The organism is Streptomyces sp. NBC_00859, assembly GCF_045161865.1.
Classification (GTDB): domain Bacteria; phylum Actinomycetota; class Actinomycetes; order Streptomycetales; family Streptomycetaceae; genus Streptomyces.
Map to the genome: position 1 here is coordinate 6,092,196 of NZ_CP108826.1, position 22,952 is coordinate 6,115,147.

General features: G+C 72.0%; 27 protein-coding genes. 22 read left to right on the forward strand and 5 right to left on the reverse strand.

The window, feature by feature from the left end; translation table 11 throughout:
* Positions 1 to 169 precede the first annotated feature (169 nt).
* The 4 genes from OG584_RS26680 to OG584_RS26695 all read left to right on the forward strand — a co-directional run bounded on the left by OG584_RS26680 (position 170) and on the right by OG584_RS26695 (position 4,092).
* Entirely contained in the window at positions 170 to 1,426 is a 1,257-nt protein-coding gene (locus tag OG584_RS26680; RefSeq protein WP_405781538.1) for an NYN domain-containing protein, read from the forward strand.
* A gap of 98 nt (positions 1,427 to 1,524) precedes the next feature.
* Complete coding sequence (locus tag OG584_RS26685; RefSeq protein WP_405784302.1) at positions 1,525 to 2,496, forward strand: ABC transporter ATP-binding protein; 972 nt, start codon at positions 1,525 to 1,527, stop codon at positions 2,494 to 2,496.
* A gap of 53 nt (positions 2,497 to 2,549) precedes the next feature.
* The gene (locus tag OG584_RS26690; RefSeq protein WP_405784303.1) at positions 2,550 to 3,362 is read left to right on the forward strand and encodes an ABC transporter permease; all 813 of its coding nucleotides are present in this window, start codon (positions 2,550 to 2,552) and stop codon (positions 3,360 to 3,362) included.
* A gap of 34 nt (positions 3,363 to 3,396) precedes the next feature.
* Positions 3,397 to 4,092, forward strand: coding sequence for an AAA family ATPase (locus OG584_RS26695; protein WP_405781539.1), 696 nt, complete (start codon positions 3,397 to 3,399; stop codon positions 4,090 to 4,092).
* Positions 4,093 to 4,273: 181 nt separating this feature from the next.
* On the opposite strand, the gene ybaK is transcribed toward OG584_RS26695, so the two are convergent.
* The 4 genes from ybaK to OG584_RS26715 form a co-directional block, all read right to left on the reverse strand.
* Positions 4,274 to 4,774: a Cys-tRNA(Pro) deacylase gene (gene ybaK / locus OG584_RS26700; protein WP_405781541.1), complete on the reverse strand. Its 501-nt coding sequence runs from the start codon at positions 4,772 to 4,774 to the stop codon at positions 4,274 to 4,276.
* A gap of 46 nt (positions 4,775 to 4,820) precedes the next feature.
* Positions 4,821 to 5,564, reverse strand: a complete 744-nt coding sequence (locus tag OG584_RS26705) for an LON peptidase substrate-binding domain-containing protein (protein WP_405781542.1) — start codon at positions 5,562 to 5,564, stop codon at positions 4,821 to 4,823.
* 5 nt (positions 5,565 to 5,569) lie between these two features.
* On the reverse strand, positions 5,570 to 6,586 hold the full coding sequence (locus OG584_RS26710) for a hypothetical protein (protein WP_405784305.1): 1,017 nt from the start codon (positions 6,584 to 6,586) through the stop codon (positions 5,570 to 5,572).
* Positions 6,587 to 7,039: 453 nt separating this feature from the next.
* Positions 7,040 to 8,632 (reverse strand): oxidoreductase, encoded by a 1,593-nt coding sequence (locus tag OG584_RS26715; protein ID WP_405781543.1) that lies wholly within the window; start codon positions 8,630 to 8,632, stop codon positions 7,040 to 7,042.
* A 124-nt stretch (positions 8,633 to 8,756) separates the two neighbouring features.
* Between OG584_RS26715 and hisD the strand changes: the two genes are divergently transcribed.
* From hisD to hisF, 8 genes are read left to right on the forward strand one after another with little or no spacing between them, the layout of a single operon-like run.
* Positions 8,757 to 10,079 carry a histidinol dehydrogenase gene (hisD, locus tag OG584_RS26720; RefSeq protein WP_405781544.1) on the forward strand — a complete coding sequence of 441 codons (1,323 nt, stop codon included), beginning with the start codon at positions 8,757 to 8,759 and terminating at the stop codon, positions 10,077 to 10,079.
* Positions 10,076 to 11,182, forward strand: coding sequence for a histidinol-phosphate transaminase (locus OG584_RS26725; protein ID WP_405781545.1), 1,107 nt, complete (start codon positions 10,076 to 10,078; stop codon positions 11,180 to 11,182). The genes hisD and OG584_RS26725 overlap by 4 nt, the downstream gene beginning before the upstream one ends.
* Before the next feature lie 5 nt (positions 11,183 to 11,187).
* Positions 11,188 to 11,781 (forward strand): imidazoleglycerol-phosphate dehydratase HisB, encoded by a 594-nt coding sequence (hisB, locus tag OG584_RS26730; RefSeq protein ID WP_266861158.1) that lies wholly within the window; start codon positions 11,188 to 11,190, stop codon positions 11,779 to 11,781.
* 2 nt (positions 11,782 to 11,783) lie between these two features.
* Positions 11,784 to 11,951 carry a hypothetical protein gene (locus OG584_RS26735; RefSeq protein WP_405781547.1) on the forward strand — a complete coding sequence of 56 codons (168 nt, stop codon included), beginning with the start codon at positions 11,784 to 11,786 and terminating at the stop codon, positions 11,949 to 11,951.
* Complete coding sequence (gene hisH, locus OG584_RS26740) at positions 11,948 to 12,589, forward strand: imidazole glycerol phosphate synthase subunit HisH (RefSeq protein WP_405781548.1); 642 nt, start codon at positions 11,948 to 11,950, stop codon at positions 12,587 to 12,589. The genes OG584_RS26735 and hisH overlap by 4 nt, the downstream gene beginning before the upstream one ends.
* On the forward strand, positions 12,589 to 13,326 hold the full coding sequence (gene priA, locus OG584_RS26745) for a bifunctional 1-(5-phosphoribosyl)-5-((5-phosphoribosylamino)methylideneamino)imidazole-4-carboxamide isomerase/phosphoribosylanthranilate isomerase PriA (RefSeq protein WP_405781550.1): 738 nt from the start codon (positions 12,589 to 12,591) through the stop codon (positions 13,324 to 13,326). The genes hisH and priA overlap by 1 nt, the downstream gene beginning before the upstream one ends.
* Positions 13,323 to 13,736, forward strand: coding sequence for a RidA family protein (locus OG584_RS26750; protein WP_405781552.1), 414 nt, complete (start codon positions 13,323 to 13,325; stop codon positions 13,734 to 13,736). The genes priA and OG584_RS26750 overlap by 4 nt, the downstream gene beginning before the upstream one ends.
* Complete coding sequence (hisF, locus tag OG584_RS26755) at positions 13,733 to 14,488, forward strand: imidazole glycerol phosphate synthase subunit HisF (protein WP_405781554.1); 756 nt, start codon at positions 13,733 to 13,735, stop codon at positions 14,486 to 14,488. Before OG584_RS26750 ends, hisF begins: the two co-directional genes overlap by 4 nt.
* A gap of 82 nt (positions 14,489 to 14,570) precedes the next feature.
* Here hisF and OG584_RS26760 read toward each other — a convergent pair whose 3' ends face one another.
* Positions 14,571 to 15,203 (reverse strand): TIGR03085 family metal-binding protein, encoded by a 633-nt coding sequence (locus OG584_RS26760; RefSeq protein ID WP_405781556.1) that lies wholly within the window; start codon positions 15,201 to 15,203, stop codon positions 14,571 to 14,573.
* 83 nt (positions 15,204 to 15,286) lie between these two features.
* Here OG584_RS26760 and hisI point away from each other — a divergent pair, with 83 nt between their 5' ends.
* The 10 genes from hisI (at position 15,287) to OG584_RS26810 (ending at position 22,908) form a co-directional block, all read left to right on the forward strand.
* A complete protein-coding gene (gene hisI, locus OG584_RS26765) occupies positions 15,287 to 15,646 on the forward strand; it encodes a phosphoribosyl-AMP cyclohydrolase (protein WP_405781558.1) in 360 nt (119 codons plus the stop codon).
* Between the two features lie 53 nt (positions 15,647 to 15,699).
* Positions 15,700 to 17,202, forward strand: coding sequence for an anthranilate synthase component I (locus tag OG584_RS26770; protein WP_405781560.1), 1,503 nt, complete (start codon positions 15,700 to 15,702; stop codon positions 17,200 to 17,202).
* Positions 17,202 to 17,852 carry a TIGR02234 family membrane protein gene (locus tag OG584_RS26775; protein WP_405781561.1) on the forward strand — a complete coding sequence of 217 codons (651 nt, stop codon included), beginning with the start codon at positions 17,202 to 17,204 and terminating at the stop codon, positions 17,850 to 17,852. Before OG584_RS26770 ends, OG584_RS26775 begins: the two co-directional genes overlap by 1 nt.
* A 152-nt stretch (positions 17,853 to 18,004) precedes the next feature.
* Positions 18,005 to 18,253, forward strand: coding sequence for an HGxxPAAW family protein (locus OG584_RS26780; RefSeq protein WP_405781563.1), 249 nt, complete (start codon positions 18,005 to 18,007; stop codon positions 18,251 to 18,253).
* 89 nt (positions 18,254 to 18,342) lie between these two features.
* Positions 18,343 to 18,816: a DUF2752 domain-containing protein gene (locus OG584_RS26785; protein ID WP_405781564.1), complete on the forward strand. Its 474-nt coding sequence runs from the start codon at positions 18,343 to 18,345 to the stop codon at positions 18,814 to 18,816.
* Positions 18,817 to 18,931: 115 nt separating this feature from the next.
* Entirely contained in the window at positions 18,932 to 19,741 is an 810-nt protein-coding gene (gene trpC, locus OG584_RS26790) for an indole-3-glycerol phosphate synthase TrpC (protein ID WP_405781566.1), read from the forward strand.
* Positions 19,742 to 19,746: 5 nt separating this feature from the next.
* Positions 19,747 to 19,887 carry a tryptophan biosynthesis modulator TrpM gene (gene trpM, locus OG584_RS26795; RefSeq protein ID WP_405781567.1) on the forward strand — a complete coding sequence of 47 codons (141 nt, stop codon included), beginning with the start codon at positions 19,747 to 19,749 and terminating at the stop codon, positions 19,885 to 19,887.
* Between the two features lie 64 nt (positions 19,888 to 19,951).
* Entirely contained in the window at positions 19,952 to 21,199 is a 1,248-nt protein-coding gene (gene trpB / locus OG584_RS26800; protein ID WP_405781569.1) for a tryptophan synthase subunit beta, read from the forward strand.
* Positions 21,196 to 22,011, forward strand: coding sequence for a tryptophan synthase subunit alpha (trpA, locus tag OG584_RS26805; protein ID WP_405781570.1), 816 nt, complete (start codon positions 21,196 to 21,198; stop codon positions 22,009 to 22,011). Before trpB ends, trpA begins: the two co-directional genes overlap by 4 nt.
* Positions 22,012 to 22,083: 72 nt before the next feature.
* Complete coding sequence (locus OG584_RS26810; protein ID WP_405781572.1) at positions 22,084 to 22,908, forward strand: DsbA family protein; 825 nt, start codon at positions 22,084 to 22,086, stop codon at positions 22,906 to 22,908.
* Positions 22,909 to 22,952: the final 44 nt, after the last annotated feature.

Sequence of the window (22,952 nt, forward strand, 5' to 3'; positions counted from 1 at the left end):
GCATTTTGGATCATTACCGTGCGTAATGAGGCCTTGTCCCGGGCGACTTCGCAGCAACTTCGCGTTGCGCCACGCCGATGATCGAGTTCCGGCCGTTAACCCTCGTACGGTCGGGCAGACTCGAAGGAACCCGAAGTACTTCCCCTTCTCCCGAGGTACCCGAAAGAGGGTGGATCGCGTGGACCGCTGCGTCGTCCTGGTGGATGCCGGATACCTGCTGGGCGCCGCCGCGAGTCTCCTCGCGGGAGAGCCGGCGCGCTCGCGCATCACTGTCGACCACACCGCGCTCATCCAGGGGCTGCGCGAGCGCGCCGAGGACGACACGGAGCAGCCGCTGCTGCGGATCTACTGGTTCGACGGCGCCCCCGACCGCGTACCGCAGCCCGAACACCGCAGGCTGCGTGTGATGCCACGGGTGACCGTCCGGCTCGGCGCGCTGACCAGGAGCGACGGCCGCTGGGCGCAGAAGGGCGTCGACGCCGCGATGCACGCCGAACTGACCGAGCTGGCCAGAAACCGCGCCTGCTCGGACATCGTGCTGGTCACCGGCGACGGAGATCTGCTGCCGGGCCTGATGTCCGCGAAGGAGCACGGCGTGGCCGTGCACCTGTGGGCGGTCCAGGCGGCCGACGGGGACTACAACCAGTCCGAGGACCTGGTCGCCGAGGCCGACGAGCGCCGGGTGCTGGACCGGGCCTGGATCACCAAGGCCGTACGGGCCAAGGAGACCGGCGGGGTCTGCGCGCCGCCGCCCGTGCCCCGCCCGGAGATCGCGGCCATCCTCTCCGCCCCGCTCCCCGAGTCGGCGCTCGCCGCGTCCGCCGAGCGGGCGGCCCGAGCCGCCATGCACGACGTCGCGCGTGCGGGCGACGCCCCGCAGGAGCCGACCGACGAGGAGCGGGCACACGCGGCGGCCAAGGGCAGTGTGCCCACGCCCAAGGACCTCGCGGGTCTGCGCGCGCCCGGACCGCAGGCCCCGCAGCACCCGGCCAACGCGACGCTCCGCTGGTCGTCCGAGCGGGGCTGGGTCGAGCGCCCCGGCGGCCAGGGCGGTGAACCGGCGGAGACCGCGTCGCTGCCGACGCTCGCCCAGCTCACCACGGCGGAGCAGCGCTGGGCCGACCGGGAGGAGGACATCACCACGGTCGGCGGCGACCCCTTCGAGGTGGGGCAGGTGTTCGCCAGGCGCTGGATGGAGCGGCTGCCGGATCCGGGCCATGTGCAGAAGCTGTCGACGATGTACCCGCGGATCCCGCACCGGGTCGACGGCGAGCTGCTGCGGTACGCGGCCCGGTTCGGGCTGCTCGCCCACAAGGACGACCAGATCGACGAGCACGACCGGTACGCGATCAGGGCCGGCTTCTGGCGGGAGATCGACGTACGGGCCGCCGAGCCCGCGCCCGCGGGGGAGCAGTCCGGGACCTGACGGGTACGGCGGGCGCCGCCGGGAGCGGCGGCGACCGGCCCCGGCGCCGTCGCGGGCCGCCGAACCCCGTAGGCTCGTCCTTCGTGAGTACGGGCAATGTGTGCGTGGTGCGCGAGCTGGTGAAGACGTACCCGGCCGCGCGCGGCAGACGTGGGGCTCCCGCCACACCCGAGGTGCGGGCCACCGACGGGATCTCCCTCACCGTCCGCCGCGGCGAGATCTTCGGGCTGCTCGGACCGAACGGCGCGGGCAAGTCCACCCTCGTACGCCAGCTCACCGGCCTGATGCGGCCCGACTCGGGCCAGGTCGAGGTGCTCGGCCACGACCTCGTACGGCATCCCGAACGCGCTGCACGGCTGCTCGGATACCTGGGCCAGGAGTCCACCGCGCTCGACGAGCTGACCGTCGCTCTGGCGGCGGAGACCACCGGCCGGCTGCGCGGTCTGTCCGTGCCCGACGCGCGCCGGGAGCGGGACGCCGTCCTCGACGAGCTCGGTATCACCGAGATCGCCGGGCGGCCGCTGCGGAAGCTCTCCGGCGGTCAGCGGCGGCTCGCCTGTTTCGCGGCGGCGCTCGTCGGCGACCGCTCACTGCTCGTACTGGACGAGCCCACCACCGGAATGGACCCCGTCGCACGCCGCGCGGTGTGGGCCGCGGTCGACCGGCGCCGTGCCGAGCGCGGTGCGACCGTCCTGCTGGTCACCCACAACGTCATCGAGGCCGAGACCGTGCTCGACCGGGTGGCCGTCATCGAACGCGGACGGGTGATCGCCTGCGACACCCCGGCCGGTCTGAAGGCCCAGGTCGCGGGCGAGGTCCGGGTCGAGCTGGTCTGGCGGGAGCGGGCGCCGCTCGACATCCCGGAGGTCGCCGCCCTGCGCGAGTCCGCGCAGGAGTCGGGGCGCCGCTGGGTGCTGCGGATGGCGCCCGACGAGGCGCGGGCGGCGGTCGCGGCCGTGACCGGCGGACCGGCCTTCACCGCGCTCGACGACTTCACGCTGTCCACGCCGAGCCTGGAGGACGTCTACATGGCGCTGGGCGGCCGTACGAAGGGGTTGGTGAAGGCGTGAGCGCAGTGGCCTCCGCGCAGTCGCAGCCGTATCCGGGTACCCCGGCGCGCGAGGTGCCGCGTCCTGCCGGAGCCGCGGACGGACCGGCAGGCCCCGGCGCGGCCACCGAGGCCGAGCCGCTCGCGCCGAGGGCCCGGCTGCTGCCCGCGCTTGCCGCCGTGTACAGGGCGCAGCTCTCGCGGGCCAGGGTGGCGCGTATCCCGCTGCTCTTCGTGGCGACGTTCCAGTCCGTCGGGATCATGATCCTGATGCGTGGGGTGGTCGACGGGGGCGAGGAGGCCCGCGCGGTGGTGGCGGGCTCGACCGTGCTGGTCGTGGCATTCGTCGCGCTCAACCTGCTCGCGCAGTACTTCGGCCAGCTGCGGGCGAGCGGCGGCCTCGACCACTACGCCACACTGCCGGTGCCGCCCGCTTCCGTGGTGCTGGGGACCGCCGGCGCGTACGCCTCCTTCACGGTGCCCGGCACGGTCGTCACCGCCGTCGCCGGCTCCGTGCTCTTCCAGCTGCCGCTGGCGCATCTGTGGGTACTCGCCGCTGTCGTCCCGCTCGCGGGAGCGGCGCTCGCCGGGCTCGGCGCGGCGCTCGGGCTGCTCGCGCCGCGTCAGGAGCTGGCCACCCTGCTCGGGCAGCTGGGCATGTCCGCCGCGCTGCTGCTCGGCGTGCTCCCGGCCGGCCGGCTGCCGGGGCCGATCGCTTACGCCCGCGACCTGCTGCCCTCCACCTACGGGGTCGAGGCGCTGGCCCGCACCTTCGGGGACCGGCCCGACTGGCCGGCGGTCGGTGCCGACCTCGGTGTCTGCGCTGCGGTGGGGGTCGTCTCGCTGGCCCTGGCCACCTGGGCCTACCGGCGGGCGGCGGTCCGGTGAGGCGGCACACAGGGCCGCCTGGCACGATGGCAGAGTGACCGCGCCACTGACACCTCCGCACCAGCCGCCGCCGAACGACGACCCGTGGCAGAAGGGTCCTTCGGGAGCCACCCCCTGGCCGGGCCCCGACGGGTCCGGGGACGAGGGCCCCGGGGTCCGGGCCGAGCTCGTGCAGGCCGCCGTCGTCGCGCTCCTGGTGGCGGTCGTGGGTGTGCTGCTCGGCCTGCTGTGGATGTGGCTCGCGCCGCACGTTCCGCTGATCTCCGACGGCAAGGCCGTCTACCTCAAGGACTCCGAGGGCGAGCAGGCGGTCGGTTCCGACGGGACGTTCGCCCTGCTGGGGCTGGCCTTCGGCGCGGTGAGCGCCGTCGCGGTCTTCCTCTTCCGCAGGCGCGGCGGCGTGCCGCTGGTCCTCGCCCTCGCGGTCGGCGGCCTGCTCGGATCGCTGCTGGCCTGGCGCGTCGGGATCTGGCTCGGTCCGTCCCAGGACGTGGTCGCGGCGGCGAAGCACGCGGGCAAGGGCGTCACCTTCGACGCACCGCTGAAACTGGCCGCGAAGGGCGCGCTGCTCGCCTGGCCGGTCGCGGCGATGATCGTGCACCTGGGGCTGACCGCGGTGTTCGGGCCGCGGGACCCCGAGCCGGAGTGGGCTTCACCCTACCCGCCCGCGCCGCTTCCCCCGCTGGGCTACGAGGACTCCGCTCCGGAGCCGGACGGCCAGAAGCCCTAGCCAAGGGCCGGCACGAATCCCTGGCGGCGCACGACGACAGCTGCGGCGCGTCGCCGGGCCGCGCCGCCGGGACGTGCCCGAATACGTCCGGTGCGCGGACGGCCCTGCGTTCCTCCGCACTGGCGCGGCGCAGCCCGTCCGGCGCCGTGCGGTGGCCCACCCGCGACGACGGGGGCAGCCCTCAGGCCGCCCGTCCCACCGGGGCCAGCAGCGCCCCGGTCAGTACCGCGAGGTCGGCCGGCGACAGTTCCACCTCCAGGCCTCTGCGCCCCGCCGACACGCAGATCGTCCCGTGCGACGAAGCGGACGCGTCCAGCACTGTGCGCAGGCGCTTGCGCTGGCCCAGCGGGGAGATGCCGCCCAGGACGTATCCCGTGGTGCGCTCCGCCGCGGCCGGGTCCGCCATCGTCGCCCGCTTGCCGCCCACCGCTGCGGCCAGGGCCTTGAGGTCGAGGGTGCCCGCGACCGGGACGACGGCCACGGTCAGTTCACCGTCCACATCGGCCACCAGCGTCTTGAAGACCCGGTCGGGGGTGACACCGAGAGCTGTCGCGGCCTCCCCGCCGTACGAGGCGGCGGCCGGGTCGTGTTCGTAGGTGTGCAGCGTGTACGCAGTGCCCGCCGCGGTCAGCGCCGCCGTCGCCGGGGTGCCGCCCGACTGCTTCTTCGCCTTCTTCGCCACGGGGGCGCTCCTCGCGTCCGGTCGGGGCCGGCGTTCCGGCCCGGGTTCAGTTGAGGTGGGTCGGGGCCCGGGTGAGATCCGTGGCGGGCACGGACGGAAGGTGCCGGATCACCGCGGTCTCCGACCGCAGCAGTTTCAGCTCATCGCGCAGCCGTGTCGCGACGTCCGGCGCTTCGAGCAGCCGCTGCTTGGCCGGGACGTCGAGCACGGCCGCGGCGGCGACCAGGTACGAGACCACCGACGGCTCGTCGGGAAGCTCGGCACCGGTGGTCAGCGAGCGCTCGCGCGCACCGGCCAGCCGCTTCTGGTAGGAACGGAAGGCGCGCAGCACGCCCTCGGCGAGGGCTCCCGCGTCGTCACCGGCGTCCTCGGACAGCTCTTCGACCTCGGCGGTCAGATACGGGCCGCTCGCGTCCACCGAGTGGATCCGTACCCGCGCCGTGCCGGTGGCGAGCACCTCGAAGCTGCCGTCGTCGCGCTCACGGATCGTCGCCGCGTCCGCGATGCAGCCGATGGTGTGGAAGGCCGTGACCGGGTCGTCGCCGAAACCGGCGGCCGGGCCCGGCTCGGGGAGCTTGGCCCCGCCGGGCAGTCCGGGCAGCGTGGGTGCGACTTCGGAGCCGTCGCGGATCGCGACGACGGCGAACCGGCGCGGCTCCACCTCGTCGTCCACCCCGAGCAGGTCGCGCATCATGGCGCGATAACGCTCCTCGAAGATGTTCAGAGGCAGCACGAGGCCCGGGAACAGCACCGAGTTCAGCGGGAAGAGAGGGAGGCGCGCGGTGGTCACAGCGGTCAAGCGTAATGGCCGCGGGCACGGGTGCGTCCCGGCCCGTCCCGCCGGGCACCCGCGGGGTTGCCCAGCAGGCGCGTGGCGTCGCGCAATTCGAGGAACCGGTCCAGTGGATCGTCGCTCAGCCGGGCCCACGGGAACGAGGTCACGTACGGGCCGATCAGCCTGAACTGCTCCAGCGCTTCGGCCCACCTCTCCCGGCTGACCAGCACGTACACCAGCAGGTTCCGGATCTCGGCGGGCAGCGCGTCGCCCGGCCCGTATCCGGCGGACAGGGCGATGGCGCGGTCCGCCGCTCCGTCGATCCGTTCGAGGGCCCCGGCCGGCTGCCCGCCACCGAGGAGATACGCGTACGCAGCCCGTACCGGCAGCGCCCGCACGAGCGATCCGGGCGGGGCGTCGTCCGCGGCCTGCTCCGCGAAGTCGAAGCATTCGTGGTGCGAGCCGTGCCACTGCGCGGACAGGTAGCGCAGGGCGGCCAGATGGCAGCCGTAGTGCCACGGGGAGCGGCGCAGCGCCTGTTCCCACAGGGTCTCGAAGGCGTGGTGCGCCGCGTGCACCCCACGCGCGTGGTCCAGGGCGAGACGCCAGGGCACCGGGTCCCGGGGGTCACCGGCGGCGGCCGCGTCGATCAGCGGGCCGACCTCCCGCAGGAGTTCGGCGCGTGCGGGGGAGTCCCAGGCCCTGAGGACCGCGAGGCCGGCCGAGACGAGCAGCGCGTCCGGGTCGCCGGGCGCGGCGGCGAGCCAGCCTGACAGCCATTCGTCCCTGCTGAGGGCGAAGGCGGCGAGGCGGCCGAGGTAGCGGTCGCGGTTCTCCCACCCGGCCGTGGCGCGTGTGGCGGCCAGCAGTGCGGCCGCCGGGGCGTGGTCGCCGTCCGCCGCCGCGACGAGTACGGGCGCCAGCCGCGCGTCGGGGACGTCGAGCAGCACCTCGTCGTCGCGGTGGCCGGGCTGCGCCGCGGCGGGGCGGTGCCGCAGGCGGCGCGCCGGACCCGCCAGGGAGCGCAGGGAGGGCAGGGCGGGGAACGAGGTCAGGGGGGACAGCAGGGACAGGGATCGCAGGGAAGGCAGGGAAGTAAGAAGGGACATGGTGCGGACCATTGAAAACCGCAGGTGAGGAGGGCACCAGGGGCAGGACGTGAAGCTTTCGTATCGGCGTGATGGTTGTACGGAGGATGGCCAAGGGGAGGTAAAGAGGCAAGGAGTGCGGACCGGACTTCCCGGACGCGCGGACCGGCCTTCCGGAGGTGCGGACCGGCGATCCGAGGGTGCGGACCGGCCTTCCGGAGGTGCGGACCGGCGATCCGAGGGTGCGGACCGGCCTTCCGGAGGTGCGGACCGGCGATCCGAGGGTGCGGACCGGCCTTCCGGAGGTGCGGGCGGGGCTCCCGGAGGTGGTGAAAGGGCTCCCGGAGGTGCCACCGGACTCCGGGCTCCCGGACAGGGCTCCCGGACGTACGGCCCTGCCCCTCACCCCCGGCGCAGCAGGCGGGTGGCGCCCGTCGCGACCGTCGTCGCCAGGATCCAGCCGAGCACGATCAGGGCGGCAGCCGCCCACTGCCAGCCGCCGTACAGCTTCCAGTAGCCGTCCTGACCGAGGTTGACCACCGGGATCAGCAGGTCGAGCGCGTACAGCGCCGCGTTCCACTGCGGATGCCCGTCCGTGTTGATCGGCGCCGGGTCGTAGCGCGAGAAAGCGGCGGCCCCCGCCGCCCACAGCACCGCCATCCAGAGCGCGGCCCGGCCCGGCCGGTAGCCGTACGCCACCGTCCAGTCCTGGAGGTAGCCCCAGAGTTTCGCGGCGAGCGGCAGCGTCTCGCGGCGTCTGCGCTGCTTCGCGAGGAGCACTTCCCGGGCGTCGGCGTCCTCGCCGCTGTTGCGCAGGACCGATGCCAGCCGTTCGTACGGCTCCGGCGCGTACTCCGGAGTCGCCGCCGTCACCCACTCCAGCCGCTTTTCCAGCGGGAAGTGGCCGACCGGGATCAGGTTCTCGTAGGTGAAGCCGCCCATCGCCAGACCGCCGGGGCCCGGCCAGCTGGCGGTCGTGTCCACGAGGTTGACGACTTTGGCGCCGGAGAGCACCACCCGGCCCTGCTCGGGGCGGTCCCCGAGGAAACGCAGCTCGGGGGTCTGAATGCGGCGCAGTGAGAGCTCCTGGTCCCCGTTCATACGGAACTTCGCGCTCCGTAGATCCAGCGCGTCGCCGAACCTCCCGTCGTCCAGGCGTATCCCGCCGACGCATTCGAACGGCCGGAGTCTGGTTCCGTACGGCGGGGTCGGACCGGTCCCGTACGGGGGAGTGGTGCCGCTGCCGTCCGGCGTCACGCCGGAGGCCGTCAGGTAGAGCGTGCGTTCCACCGAGAGCTGCGGAGCGTTCAGCGCCCTCCGACCGTCCGGGTTCATCAGACGGCTGCCGTTGAAGCTCAGTGAGACACCGATCCGTGCCGAGCGCAGACTCACCTCCCCGTACGACTCGATCAGCTCGGCCTGCAGATCCTGGGCCACGGACAGTCCGTCGGCTGCGATCGAGCGGCCCTTGCGGTCCGGGTGCACCACGATCATGTTGAGCAGCAGATCCGTGCCGATCTGCGCGTCGGTCAGCCGGATGCCGCCCGCCACATGGCAGCGCGGCAGATGCAGATCGCCCTCACTGTGCAGCCGGGCCGCCTCGAGCCGGGGCATCGCGCAGCCGACCATCCGGACGGTGGTGACCCTGCACTCGGGCAGCAGCACCTCGTCCTCGAACCGGCAGCCGGTCAGTTCCACGTACGGGGTGACGGTGCCGCCCGCGAGGTCCAGCGCCCCGGTGATCTGCACACCGCTCAGCTTGAGCGAGGAGACCCGCCCTGCCAGCGCCGGCGGCCCGCTGAGCAGCAGCAGGGCGACCACACGCGCGCGCACCGTCCGCTCCGGGCCCCAGGTCCGGGCCGAGAGCGGGTTGTCCATGACCGGGTTGCGGGTGCGCAGATCGTACGTGCTGCCGTTGCGGAAGGCCTGCCACATGCCCAGCTCCGCGCCGGTCAGCCAGTCGGGCGCATCCTCGTCGTGCTGCGCCTCGGTCACTGCCGCCCCTCCCTGCCCACGAGTGATGGAGTGAACGCTAGCGGTCACCACAAGTGGGCCGGTTGTGTATCAGCCACTGATACGGGCGTCCGGGGGCCGTAACCGGTCTGAGAGAATTGGGACCATGATCTCCCGAATCGATCTGCGCGGCGGTGCCCTCCCCGAGGGCGGCGCGCTGCGTGACCTGCTGCCCCGTGCCGACTTCGACGTACAGGCCGCCCTGGAGAAGGTGCGGCCGATCTGCGAGGACGTGCACCATCGCGGCGACGCGGCGCTGATCGAGTACGCGGAGAAGTTCGACGGTGTGCGGCTTGACCGGGTGCGGGTGCCCGCGGACGCCCTGACCGAGGCGCTGGCCCAGCTCGACCCGAAGGTCAGGGCGGCACTGGAGGAGTCGGTCCGGCGGGCCAGGCTCGTCCACCGCGCCCAGCGCCGCAGCGAGCACACCACCCAGGTCGTGCCCGGCGGCAAGGTGACCGAGAAGTGGGTACCGGTCGAGCGTGTCGGGCTGTACGCGCCGGGCGGACGCTCCGTGTACCCGTCCTCCGTGATCATGAACGTGGTCCCCGCGCAGGAGGCCGGGGTCGAGTCGATCGCCCTCGCGTCCCCGGCCCAGAAGGAGTCCGGCGGACTGCCGCACCCGACGATCCTGGCCGCGTGCGCGCTGCTCGGTATCGACGAGGTGTACGCGGCGGGCGGCGCCACAGCCGTCGCCATGTTCGCCTACGGCACCGAGTCCTGCGCCCCGGCGAACATGGTCACTGGACCGGGCAACATCTGGGTCGCGGCAGCCAAGCGGTACTTCACCGGGCGGATCGGCATCGACGCCGAGGCGGGCCCGACCGAGATCGCCGTGCTCGCCGACGCCACCGCCGACCCCGCGCACGTCGCGGCCGACCTGATCAGCCAGGCCGAGCACGACCCGATGGCCGCCGCCGTCCTCGTCACCGACTCCGCGGAACTGGCCGACGCGGTCGAGAAGGAGCTGGCTCCGCAGATCGCGGCCACCAAGCACGTCACCGACCGGATCGTCCCCGCCCTTGAGGGCAAGCAGTCCGCGATCGTCCTCGTCGACTCGGTCGACGACGGCCTCAGGGTGGTGGACGCCTACGGCGCCGAGCACCTGGAGATCCAGACCGCCGACGCCGCCGCCGTCGCCGCTAGGGTCCGCAACGCCGGAGCCGTCTTCGTCGGGCCGTGGGCCCCGGTCTCCCTCGGGGACTACTGCGCCGGCTCCAACCACGTCCTGCCCACCGGCGGCTGCGCCTGCCACTCCTCCGGCCTCTCGGTCCAGTCGTTCCTGCGCGGCATCCACATCGTCGACTACACCAGGGACGCGCTCGCCGAAGTCACCCACCACGTGGTGACGCTCGCCGACGCCGAGGACCTGCCCGCACACGGGGCGGCCCTCAGGGCGAGGTTCGGATGGCAGGTGCCGACCGCATGACCGGCATCGACGATCTGCCCGTACGGGACGAACTGCGCGGCAAGTCCCCCTACGGCGCGCCCCAGCTGGACGTCCCCGTGCGGCTGAACACCAACGAGAACCCGTACCCGCTGCCCGACGCGCTGGTCGACCGGATCACCGAGCGGGTACGGGACGCGGCCCGCACCCTCAACCGCTACCCCGACCGGGAGGCCGTCGAGCTCCGCACCGAGCTGGCCCGCTACCTCACCGGGACAGCCGGGCACCAGGTCGGCGTCGCCAACCTCTGGGCGGCGAACGGTTCCAACGAGGTCATCCAGCAGCTGCTCCAGACCTTCGGCGGACCAGGCCGTACGGCCATCGGTTTCGAGCCGTCCTACTCGATGCACGCACTGATCGCCCGGGGCACCGGCACCGGCTGGATCTCCGGGCCGCGGCACGAGGACTTCACCATCGACGTCGCGGCCGCCGAGCGCTGCATCGCCGAGAACCGCCCGGACGTCGTCTTCATCACCTCGCCCAACAACCCCACGGGCACCGCGGTCGACCGGGAGACGGTCCTCGCGCTGTACGAGGCCGCGCAGGCGGCGGGCCCCTCGATGGTCGTCGTGGACGAGGCGTACGGCGAGTTCAGCCACTCGCCTTCGCTGCTCCCGCTGATCGAGGGCCGCCCCCGTCTGGTCCTCTCCCGGACCATGTCCAAGGCGTTCGGCGCCGCGGGTCTGCGGCTCGGCTACCTCGCGGCGGACCCGGCCGTCGTCGACGCCGTCCAGCTCGTGCGGCTGCCGTACCACCTGTCGTCCGTCACCCAGGCCACCGCTCTCGCCGCCCTGGAGCACACGGATACGCTGTTGCGGTACGTCGAGCAGCTGAAGGCCGAGCGCGACAGGGTTGTCGGCGAGTTGCGCTCCATCGGATACGACGTGACGGAGTCCGATGCCAACTTCATCCAGTTCGGCCGCTTCCAGGACGCCTCGGCTGCCTGGCGGGCGATCCTCGACCGCGGTGTCCTGATCAGGGACAACGGGGTCCCCGGATGGCTGCGGGTCTCCGTGGGCACTCCGGCCGAGAACGACGCGTTCCTCGAAGCGGCACGCGCACTGCACAAGGAGATCACCGCATGACTCGCGTGGGCCGCATCGGACGGGTGGAACGCACCACCAAGGAGACCTCGGTCGTCGTCGAGATCAATCTCGACGGTACCGGCAAGGTCGACGTGTCGACAGGGGTCGGCTTCTACGACCACATGCTCGACCAGCTGGGCCGCCACGGGCTCTTCGACCTCACGGTCAAGACCGACGGCGACCTGCACATCGACTCGCACCACACCATCGAGGACACCGCGCTGGCGATCGGCGCCGCCTTCAAGCAGGCGCTCGGCGACAAGGTGGGCATCTACCGGTTCGGCAACTGCACGGTGCCGCTGGACGAATCGCTCGCCCAGGTCACCGTCGACCTCTCGGGCCGCCCCTACCTAGTGCACACCGAGCCGGAGAACATGGCACCGATGATCGGCGAGTACGACACGACGATGACCCGGCACATCCTGGAGTCGTTCGTCGCTCAGGCGCAGATCGCGCTGCACGTCCACGTGCCGTACGGGCGCAACGCCCACCACATCGTGGAGTGCCAGTTCAAGGCCCTGGCCCGCGCGCTGCGTTACGCGTCCGAGCACGACCCGCGGGCAGCGGGCATTCTTCCTTCGACCAAGGGCGCGCTGTAAGCATGACTGGTCTCAACACCATCCTCATCGTCGTCGGCCTCTTCCTGGCCGGCGGCGTCTACTCCTTCGCCAAACAGAAGATGCCCGCGAGCCTCATCGTGCTGCTCTCCATCGGAGCCGTGATGTGCCTGGTGTCGGGCGTGATGCGCATCCAGGGGATCTGGACATGACCCTCCGGAAGAAGGTCGTGGTCTTCGACTACGGCTTCGGCAACGTCCGTTCCGCCGAGCGGGCGCTGGCGCACGCCGGGGCGGACGTCGAGATCACCCGTGACTTCGACCGCGCCATGAACGCCGAGGGACTCCTTGTCCCCGGCGTCGGTGCCTTCTCCGCCTGCATGAAGGGTCTCAAGGAGGCCCGCGGCGACTGGATCGTCGGCCGCAGGCTGGCCGGCGGCCGGCCGGTCATGGGGATCTGCGTCGGTATGCAGATCCTCTTCGAGCGCGGCATCGAGCACGGTGTGGAGACCGACGGGCTCGACGAGTGGCCCGGCACGGTCGGCCCGCTCAAGGCCGACGTCGTACCGCACATGGGGTGGAACACGGTGGAAGCCCCCGCGGGCACCGAGCTCTTCGCCGGTCTCGACGCCGGGGCGCGCTTCTACTTCGTGCACTCCTACGCGGCGCACGACTGGTCGCTCGAAGTCACCAACGCCAGGATCCGCGCCCCGCGCGTCACCTGGGCCACGCACGGCGAACGCTTCGTCGCGGCCGTCGAGAACGGGCCACTGTCGGCGACCCAGTTCCACCCCGAGAAGTCCGGCGACGCCGGCGCCCAGCTGCTGACCAACTGGATCGGAACCCTGTGATGTCCGCCTTGCAGAAGAAGCTAGAACTCCTCCCCGCCGTCGACGTCAGGGACGGCCGGGCGGTCCGCCTCGTCCACGGCGAGTCCGGCTCCGAGACCTCCTACGGCTCGCCCCTGGAAGCCGCGCTCGCCTGGCAGCGGTCCGGTGCCGAGTGGCTGCACCTGGTCGACCTGGACGCCGCCTTCGGTACCGGCGACAACCGGAAGCTGATCTCCGAGGTCGCGTCGGCGATGGACATCAAGGTCGAACTCTCCGGCGGCATCCGCGACGACGCGTCACTGGCGGCCGCCCTCGCCACCGGCTGCACCCGGGTCAACCTGGGCACCGCCGCGCTGGAGACCCCGGAGTGGGTCGCGAAGATCATCGCCGAGTACGGCGACAAGATCGCTGTCGGTCTCGACGTACGCGGCACGACCCTGCGGGGCCGCGGCTGGACCCGTGATGGCGGCGACCTCTACGAGACCCTCGCACGCCTCGACGCCGAGGGCTGCAGCCGCTACGTGGTCACCGACATCGCCAAGGACGGCACACTCCAGGGCCCGAACCTGGAACTCCTGAAGAATGTCTGCGCGGCCACCGACAAGCCCGTCGTCGCATCCGGCGGCGTCTCCTCGCTGGACGACCTGCGGGCCATCTCCTCGCTCGTCCCGTCGGGTGTGGAAGGCGCGATCGTCGGCAAGGCGCTGTACGCCGAGGCGTTCACGCTGGAAGAGGCCATCGAAGCGGTGTCGGTATGAGTGAGAGCGCCCCGAACGACGGAGTACGCCGCATCGCGTCCGGCGGCCCGTGGGAGGAGTCCATCGGCTACTCCCGCGCGGTGGAGCTGCCCAACGGCCTGGTCCTGGTCTCCGGCTGCACCTCGGTCACCGGCGGCCGGATCGCGGAGGGCGGCCCGTACGAGCAGACGGTCACCGCCTTCGGCGTCGCCGTCGACGCGCTCAAGGAGCTCGGCCTGGGCGCCGAGCACGTCGTCCGCACCCGGATGTACATCACGCACGCCCGGGACGTGGACGATGTCGGCCGCGCGCACAAGGAGCTGTTCGGCGCGGTGCGGCCCGCCGCGTCAATGATCATTGTCTCCGGATTCGTCGACCCCACCCTGGTCGTCGAGGTCGAGGTGGAGGCGTACCGGGGGGAGCGCGCATGACGCTCGCCGTACGGGTGATCCCCTGCCTGGACGTGGACAACGGCCGGGTGGTCAAGGGCGTCAACTTCCAGAACCTCCGGGACGCGGGCGACCCCGTGGAGATGGCCAGGCTCTACGACGCCGAGGGCGCCGACGAGCTGACCTTCCTCGACATCACCGCCTCCTCCGGCAACCGCGAGACGACCTACGACGTGGTGCGCCGCACCGCCGAGCAGGTCTTCATCCCGCTCACCGTCGGCGGTGGCGTCCGCACCACCGAGGACGTCGACAAGCTGCTGCGCGCGGGAGCGGACAAGGTCGGCGTGAACACCGCGGCCATCGCCCGCCCGGAACTCATCAGCGAGATCGCCGAGCGCTTCGGGAGCCAGGTCCTCGTCCTGTCCGTCGACGCGCGCCGCGCCGCCGACGGCAGCTTCGAGGTCACCACGCACGGCGGCCGGCAGGGCACGGGCATCGACGCCGTCGAGTGGGCGCGCCGGGCGGCACGGCTGGGCGCGGGCGAGATCCTGCTGAACTCCATGGACGCCGACGGCACCAAGGACGGCTACGACACCGAGATGATCGCCGCGGTACGCGCACAGGTCACCGTGCCGGTCATCGCGAGCGGCGGCGCGGGCACCCTGGGACACTTCCCGCCGGCCGTCGGCGCGGGCGCCGACGCGGTGCTCGCTGCCTCGGTCTTCCACTTCGGCGACCTGCGGATCTCGCAGGTCAAGGACGAGCTGCGGAACGCCGGTCACCCGGTGCGGTAGGGCTGCCCGTCCACACCACGTGCGGCGGCGGGCGGCCGGCCCCCGCGGGGAGCCGGCCGCCCGGTCGCTCACCTGCCGTCGCTCACATGCCGAGCCGGGCCTCGATCGCCTTGGCCGATGCCTCCGGGTCCCCGTCGATCTCCACCTTCGCCGCGTCCTGCCGGCCGAAGGCGAAGACCGTCAGCTCGCCCGGCTCCCCGGTGACCGTCACCACCGGCGTGCCCCGGTGCGCGACCGCCGTCTGGCCGTCCGGCCGCCGCAGCACAAGACCGACCGGCGCCCTGCGCCCCATCAGCCGCGCCGCCTTCTCCAGGCGCCGCCACAGGGACTCGGCGAACACCGGGTCCACCTCACGCGGCGACCAGTCGGGCTGCGCCCGCCGTACGTCCTCGGCGTGCACGAAGAACTCGACGGCGTTGGCGCCCTCGTCCACCTGCTTGAGCGAGTAGGGCGAGAACTTGGGCGGCCCCGTACGGATCAGCTGGATCAGCTCCTCGTACGGCTTACGGGCGAATTCGCCCTGCACCCGGTCGAGGCGCCCCTTGAGCGCGCCGATCATGATCCCGCCCGCCGCGTCGAGCCGCCGTTCGCGGACCACCACATGGGCGGCGAGATCGCGGGTCTTCCAGCCCTCGCAGAGCGTCGGGGCGCCGGGACCCGCCGCCTCCAACAGGTCGGCGAGGAGAAGTCGTTCGCGCTTGGCATGGGTCGACATGCCCGCCAGCGTACGACCGCGCGAGCCGTTCCGCCCAGTGGACGGCGGCCCGCCGTGCCCCGGCCGGGCGGCACAATGGACCCATGACCAGTACGCCGCAGTCCAGCAGCCTCGACCCCGAGATCGCCGCACGTCTCAAGCGCAGCACGGACGGCCTGGTGCCGGCCATCGCCCAGCAGTTCGACACCGGCGAAGTACTGATGCTCGGCTGGATGGACGACGAGGCCCTGCACCGCACCCTCACCACCGGGCGCTGCACGTACTGGTCGCGCAGCCGCCGCGAGTACTGGGTCAAGGGCGACACGTCCGGGCACGTACAGCACGTGAAGTCGGTGGCCCTCGACTGCGACGCCGACACGGTCCTGGTGAAGGTGGACCAGGTCGGGGCGGCCTGCCACACGGGCGAGCGGACCTGCTTCGACGCGGACGTCCTGCTGGGCTGAGACGGCACCCGGCTGCCGGTGGAGGAGGGGGGCCCGGCCCCTAGACTTCCGCCATGGACCTGGAGACCTTCCGCAAGCTCGCCGCCGACCGCCGTGTCATTCCCGTGAGCCGCACCCTGCTCGCCGACGGAGACACCCCGGTGGGTCTCTACCGCAAGCTCGCAGCGGAGCGCCCCGGCACCTTCCTGCTGGAGTCCGCCGAGAACGGACGTACCTGGTCCCGCTACTCCTTCATCGGCGTACGCTCCGCCGCCACCCTCACCGAGCGCGACGGCGCCACCCACTGGGAGGGTGAGCCGCCGGTCGGCGTCCCGGTCGACGGCGACCCGCTGCAGGCCCTGCGCGCCACCGTCGAAGCGCTGCACACCCCGCGTGACCTGGCGGGCGGGCTGCCGCCCTTCACCGGAGGCATGGTCGGCTACCTCGGGTACGACATCGTGCGCCGCCTGGAGAAGATCGGGCCCGGCGAGCGGGACGACCTGAAACTCCCCGAGCTGACCATGCTGCTCACCTCTGACCTCGCCGTGCTCGACCACTGGGCCGGCACCGTCATGCTGATCGCCAACGCGATCAACCACAACGACCTCGACACGGGAGTGGACGAGGCGTACGCCGACGCCGTGGCCCGGCTCGACGCCATGGAGGCCGACCTCGCGCGCCCCGCCGGGACCTCGCCGGCGGCCCTGCCCGCGTCCGAGCTTCCCGAGTACACCGCGCTCTGGGGAGGGACGGAGTACCAGGACGTGGTCGAGGACATCAAGGAGCGCATCAGGGCCGGTGAGGCCTTCCAGGTCGTCCCGTCCCAGCGTTTCGAGACGGCCTGCACGGCGAGCGCCCTGGACGTCTACCGGGTGCTGCGTGCGACGAACCCCTCGCCGTACATGTACCTCTTCCGCTTCGACGGTTTCGACGTCGTCGGTTCCAGCCCCGAGGCGCTCGTCAAGGTCGAGGACGGGCGCGCCATGGTGCACCCCATCGCCGGGACCCGCCACCGTGGTTCGACGCCGCGCGAGGACCAGGACCTCGCCGACGAGCTGCTCGCCGACCCGAAGGAGCGCGCCGAGCACCTGATGCTCGTCGACCTCGGCCGCAACGACCTCGGGCGGGTCTGCGAGCCGGGCTCCGTGGAGGTCGTCGACTTCATGTCGGTCGAGAAGTACTCCCACGTCATGCACATCGTGTCCACCGTGACGGGCCGGGTCGCCGAGGGGCGCACCGCCTTCGACGTCCTCACCTCGTGTTTCCCCGCGGGCACCCTCTCCGGCGCCCCCAAGCCCCGCGCGATGCAGATCATCGACGAGCTGGAGCCGACGCGCCGCGGACTGTACGGCGGCTGCGTCGGCTACCTCGACTTCGCCGGTGACTCCGACACCGCCATCGCCATCCGCACCGCACTGCTGCGCGACGGCACCGCCTATGTCCAGGCCGGCGCGGGAGTCGTCGCCGACTCCGACCCGGTCTCCGAGGACAACGAGTGCCGCAACAAGGCGGCTGCCGTCCTCCGCGCCGTCGGATCGGCCAACCGCCTCACCGGGCCTTCGGGGCGTAAGGGATAGTGGGGGGTGTGAGTGCCGTACCCCCGCCCCGATCCGAAGCCGGACCGGCCGCCGCCTCCCCGGGCAGCCGCCGCAGTCTCGCCACCGCCCTGATACTCGGCGCAGCCGGTGCTGCCGTCGTGCTCCTCGCCTCCGGGCAGACCTGGGCCCGGGGCGATGCCCCGGTCGGCGGCGGCGCGCTGCCGCTGACGGCCGACGGCGGCGACGTCAGCGGTGTGCCCACGGCGCTCGCGATCGTCGGTCTCGCCGCTCTCGTCGCCGTGTTCGCGGTACGCAGCGCGGGCCGGTTCTTCGTCGCCGCGCTGCTCACGCTCTGCGGGGCCGGCGTGGCCGTGGCGGCCTTCGCGGGGGCGAGCGACAGTTCGGCCCTCGACGAGAAGGCGGCCACCACAGCGGGCAACACGGCGGCCACGATCGAATCGCTGTCCCACACGGCCTGGCCGTACGTGGCCGCGTTCGGCGGCGTGCTGATCCTGCTCGCCGGCGTGCTGGCCCTCCGTTACGGCAAGCAGTGGCCGGCCATGTCCAGCCGGTACGAGCGCGACGGCACCCCGCGTCCGCGCCGGCCGCGCACAGCACCGGATCCGGAGCGGCCGGAGGAGATCTGGAAGGCGCTCGACCGCGGTGAGGACCCCACGCGAGAAGCGTGACGGACAGCTCACCCCCCAGATCGTCGCCCGGCGCGGCCGTGCGCGACAATGGACGCGACTTCCGGCACACGTCCGAGCCACGGCTGAGACGTGCGACCGCGGAACACACGGCTCCACCGCGGGCCTGGACACACAGCAACGAGGAGCAACTCATGGCGGGCACCAGCCACGGACACACCCCGGCCGCCTGGACCGGCGTCATCATCGCTTTCATCGGTTTCTGCGTCTCGGGCGCCTTCATGGTGATGGCCAGCCCGGTCGGGTTCGTGGCCGGACTCGTCGTCGTGGTCCTCGGCGGTGTGGTCGGTCTCGGCATGAAGGCCGCGGGCCTCGGCATGCCGAAGGAGTCCGAGGCCAGCATCCAGGCCAGGGCCCAGGCCGCCCAGGCGCAGGCGCACTGACAAGCCTCCCTGAGCGAGCGCGCTCCAGCGCGAAGGCGCAGTCCGGTATCCGGGCTGCGCCTTCCCGCATGAACAGGGAGAATCGCCGGGTGGACTCCAACGCAGCGCCTGCCGCCCTCCGCGCCCCGGCCCCCGTTCCCGGCCATCAGGGGCCACGGAGCGCCGAGCCGGCCCGTCGCAGGCTCCTCGTACCGCTCGGCATGCTGGGCGCGGTCGCCGCCGCCTTCACCTATGTCGGGTCCGTCGACCCCAACCACCCAGGTCACTACCCGGTCTGCCCGCTGTACGCGGTCACCGGCATCTACTGTCCGGCCTGCGGCGGCCTGCGCAGCGCCCACGCGGTCGCCCACGGCGATCTCGTGGCGGCCCTCGGTGACAACGCGCTCGCGGTCGCCGGGTACGGGGTCTTCGCCGTGGTCATGGTCGTGTGGCTGATTCGCGCCGTACGGCCCGGGACCAGGAGGTTCACGGCCCGGCCGGCCCTGTGGTGGGCCGTGGGCGCGGTTGTGCTGGTCTTCAGCGTGCTGCGGAACCTTCCCATGGGCTCTTTCCTGGCCCCGTGAGTGTCCACGGACCGGAACTCGCACCGACCGGATGCGGGGCCGGAGGGCTTCTGCGGATAGCATCACCATGGCTGATCCTGATCCATCCACACCGTTTTGGAAGGGGGCCGCTCGCGTGAGTGTGCTCGACGAGATCATCGAAGGCGTACGCGCCGACCTCGCGGAGCGGCAGGCGAGTGTCAGCCTCGACGAGCTCAAGGACCTGGCCTCGAAGGCACCCGAGGCGAAGGACGGTGTCGCGGCTCTGCGCGGCGACAGCGTCAAGGTCATCTGCGAGGTCAAGCGCTCCAGCCCGTCGAAGGGCGCCCTCGCCGCCATCGCGGACCCCGCAGCGCTCGCCGCCGACTACGAGGCGGGCGGCGCGTCCGTCATCTCCGTACTGACCGAGCAGCGCCGCTTCGGAGGGTCGCTGGCCGATCTGGAGGCGGTCCGCGCCAAGGTCGACATCCCGGTCCTGCGCAAGGACTTCATCGTCACCGCGTACCAGCTCTGGGAGGCGCGGGCGTACGGGGCCGACCTGGTGCTCCTGATCGTCGCCGCCCTGGAGCAGGAGGCGCTCGTCTCGCTGATCGAGCGCGCCGAGTCCATCGGGCTGACCCCGCTGGTCGAGGTCCACGACGAGGACGAGGCCGAGCGCGCCGTCGAAGCCGGCGCCCGGATCATCGGGGTCAACGCACGCAACCTCAAGGACCTCAAGGTCGACCGGGGCACGTTCGAGCGGGTCGCGCCCGAGATCCCCTCGCACGTGGTCAAGATCGCCGAGTCCGGTGTCCGCGGTCCGCACGACCTGATCGCCTACGCCAACGCGGGCGCCGACGCCGTACTGGTCGGCGAGTCCCTGGTGACCGGCCGCGATCCGAAGGCCGCCGTCGCCGACCTGGTCGCAGCGGGCGCCCACCCGGCCCTGCGCCACGGGCGGGACTGACCCCCATGGCCATCTCCGTCCGTCTCGCGCGCGGCTGCCGGCCCCGCGGCTGCCGTGCGCCCGCACGGCGGGTGCGCGGGCGGCGGGTGCGGTACCACATCGGGTCCGAGCCCGGTCAGATCAACGGCATGCGATGGCGCCGCTGAGCAGTCGCTCAGCTCCACCGTTCACTCCTGCGTACCACCACTCACGTACCCGCGGAGATCACGCATGTCTTCAGAGTTCTTCATTCCGGATCCGGACGGCCGGATCCCCAGCGCCGAGGGCTACTTCGGCGCCTTCGGCGGCAAGTTCATCCCCGAGGCGCTCGTCGCCGCGGTGGACGAGGTCGCCGTCGAGTACAGCAAGGCCAAGGCCGACCCGGCCTTCACCGCCGAGCTGAACGACCTCATGGTCAACTACACCGGCAGGCCGAGCGCCCTCACCGAGGTGCCCCGGTTCGCCGAACACGCCGGTGGCGCGCGGATGTTCCTCAAGCGTGAGGACCTCAACCACACCGGATCGCACAAGATCAACAATGTGCTGGGCCAGGCGCTGCTCACCAAGCGCATGGGCAAGACCCGGGTCATCGCGGAGACCGGCGCCGGCCAGCACGGTGTCGCCACGGCGACCGCCTGCGCCCTGTTCGGTCTCGAATGCACCGTCTACATGGGCGAGATCGACACCGAGCGCCAGGCGCTCAACGTCGCCAGGATGCGGATGCTCGGCGCCGAGGTCGTCGCCGTGAAGTCCGGCAGCCGCACCCTCAAGGACGCCATCAACGAGGCGTTCCGCGACTGGGTCGCGAATGTGGACAATACGCACTACCTCTTCGGTACGGTCGCGGGGCCGCACCCCTTCCCGGCGATGGTGCGTGACTTCCACCGGGTGATCGGCGTCGAGGCGCGCCGCCAGATCCTGGAGCGCGCGGGCCGCCTCCCCGACGCCGTCGCCGCATGTGTCGGCGGCGGCTCCAACGCCATCGGGCTCTTCCACGCGTTCATCCCGGACACCTCGGTCCGGCTGGTCGGCTTCGAGCCCGCGGGGCACGGCATCGAGTCCGGCGAGCACGCGGCCACGCTCTCGGCCGGTGAACCGGGGATCCTGCACGGTTCCCGCTCGTACGTACTCCAGGACGAGGAGGGCCAGATCACCGAGCCCTACTCGATCTCGGCCGGTCTCGACTACCCCGGCATCGGCCCGGAGCACGCCTATCTCAAGGACGTCGGCCGCGGCGAGTACCGCGCGGTGACCGACGACGAGGCGATGCAGGCCCTGCGGCTGCTCTCGCGCACCGAGGGGATCATCCCGGCGATCGAGTCCGCGCACGCGCTGGCCGGTGCGCTGGACCTCGGCAAGGAGCTGGGCAAGGACGGGCTGATCGTGGTCAACCTGTCCGGCCGCGGCGACAAGGACATGGACACGGCTGCCCGTTACTTCGGGCTGTACAGCGTCGACGCGGAGGTGGCAGCCAAGTGAGCAGCGGCAACAGGGAGCTCCTGAGTTCGATCCTGGCCGGGACCAGGGCGGAAGGCCGCGCGGCGCTCATCGCGTACCTCCCGGCCGGTTTCCCCACGGTCGACGGCGGCATCGCCGCGGTGAAGGCGGTCATCGAGGGCGGCGCCGACGTCGTCGAGGTGGGGCTGCCGCACAGCGACCCGGTCCTCGACGGACCTGTCATCCAGACCGCGGACGACATCGCGCTCAAGGGCGGGGTGAAGATCGCCGACGTGCTCCGCACGGTGCGCGAGGGATACGAGGCCACGGGCGCGCCCATCCTCGTCATGACGTACTGGAACCCCGTCGACCGGTACGGCGTCGAGCGGTTCACCGCCGAGCTGGCCGAGGCGGGCGGTGCCGGCTGCATCCTGCCCGACCTGCCGGTCCAGGAGTCCGCGCTGTGGCGCGAGCACGCGGAGAAGCACGGTCTCGCGACCGTCTTCGTCGTCGCGCCGAGCAGCAGGGACGAACGGCTGGCGACCATCACCGCGGCGGGGTCCGGCTTTGTCTACGCGGCCTCACTGATGGGGGTCACCGGTACCCGGAACTCCGTGGGAGAGCAGGCGCAGGAGCTCGTACGGCGCACCCGCGCGACCACCGAGCTGCCGGTGTGTGTGGGGCTCGGGGTCTCCAACGCCGAACAGGCCGCCGAGGTCGCGGGCTTCGCCGACGGAGTGATCGTCGGATCCGCCTTCGTCAAGCGGATGCTCGACGCGGCCGACGAAACCGCAGGCCTGGACGGTGTGCGCGAACTGGCGGGCGACCTGGCCAAGGGCGTACGCAGAAGCTGACGCCGTCGCTCGTACGGGTGGATCTGGGACCGGGGAGGCACGCTCGTGCCTCCCCGGTTCGTTGCTGCGGGTGTGAGCGAGAAGAACCGAGACGCGAAGAGGGCCGCCCGAGAGCGGCTCATCGAAGAGCGCGACAAGCAGAAGGCCCGTGACCGGCGCAAGCGGGGAATGATCGTCGGCGGCTCCGTGGTGGGGGTGCTGGCGCTCGCCGCTGTGATCGGAGTGGTCGCGGCCAACTCCGGCTCGGACAGCGGCAGCGACAGCGCGAGCAGCCCACTCACCGTGCCGAGCGGCGCGACCGGAAAGGACAGCCTGGCCGTGCCGGTGGGCGCGAGTGACGCACCGTCCACGCTCACCGTGTGGGAGGACTTCCGCTGCCCGGCCTGCGGCCAGTTCGAGAACGGCTTCCGCGGCACGGTCCACGAGCTGGAGAAGTCCGGTCAGCTGAAGGTCCAGTACCACCTCGCCACGCTCATCGACAGCAACATGGGCGGCTCGGGCTCGCTGCGCGCGGCCAACGCGGCCGCGTGCGCGCAGGACGCGGGCAAGTTCCCCGACTACCACGACGTGCTCTACGAGAACCAGCCCGAGGAGACCCAGGACCCCTACTCGCAGAACAGCAAGCTGATCGAACTGGCGGGCAAGGTCAAGGGGCTGAAGACGTCCGCGTTCACCTCCTGTGTGAACGGCGGGAAGCACGACAACTGGGTGAAGCGCTCGAACAACGCCTTCCAGAAGGGCGGCTTCAGCGGCACCCCGACGGTCGAGCTGAACGGCGCGTCGGTCTTCCCCAAGAAGGGCAATGAGCAGATCTCACCCGCCAACCTGAAGAAGTGGGTGACCGAGGCCAACCGGGGCAAGAAGGCGGGCACGGTCTCACCGTCCCCCGCGGCCTGAGCCCGCCGGGACACATTCCTTGTTACGCATACGTTGCCGGGCGG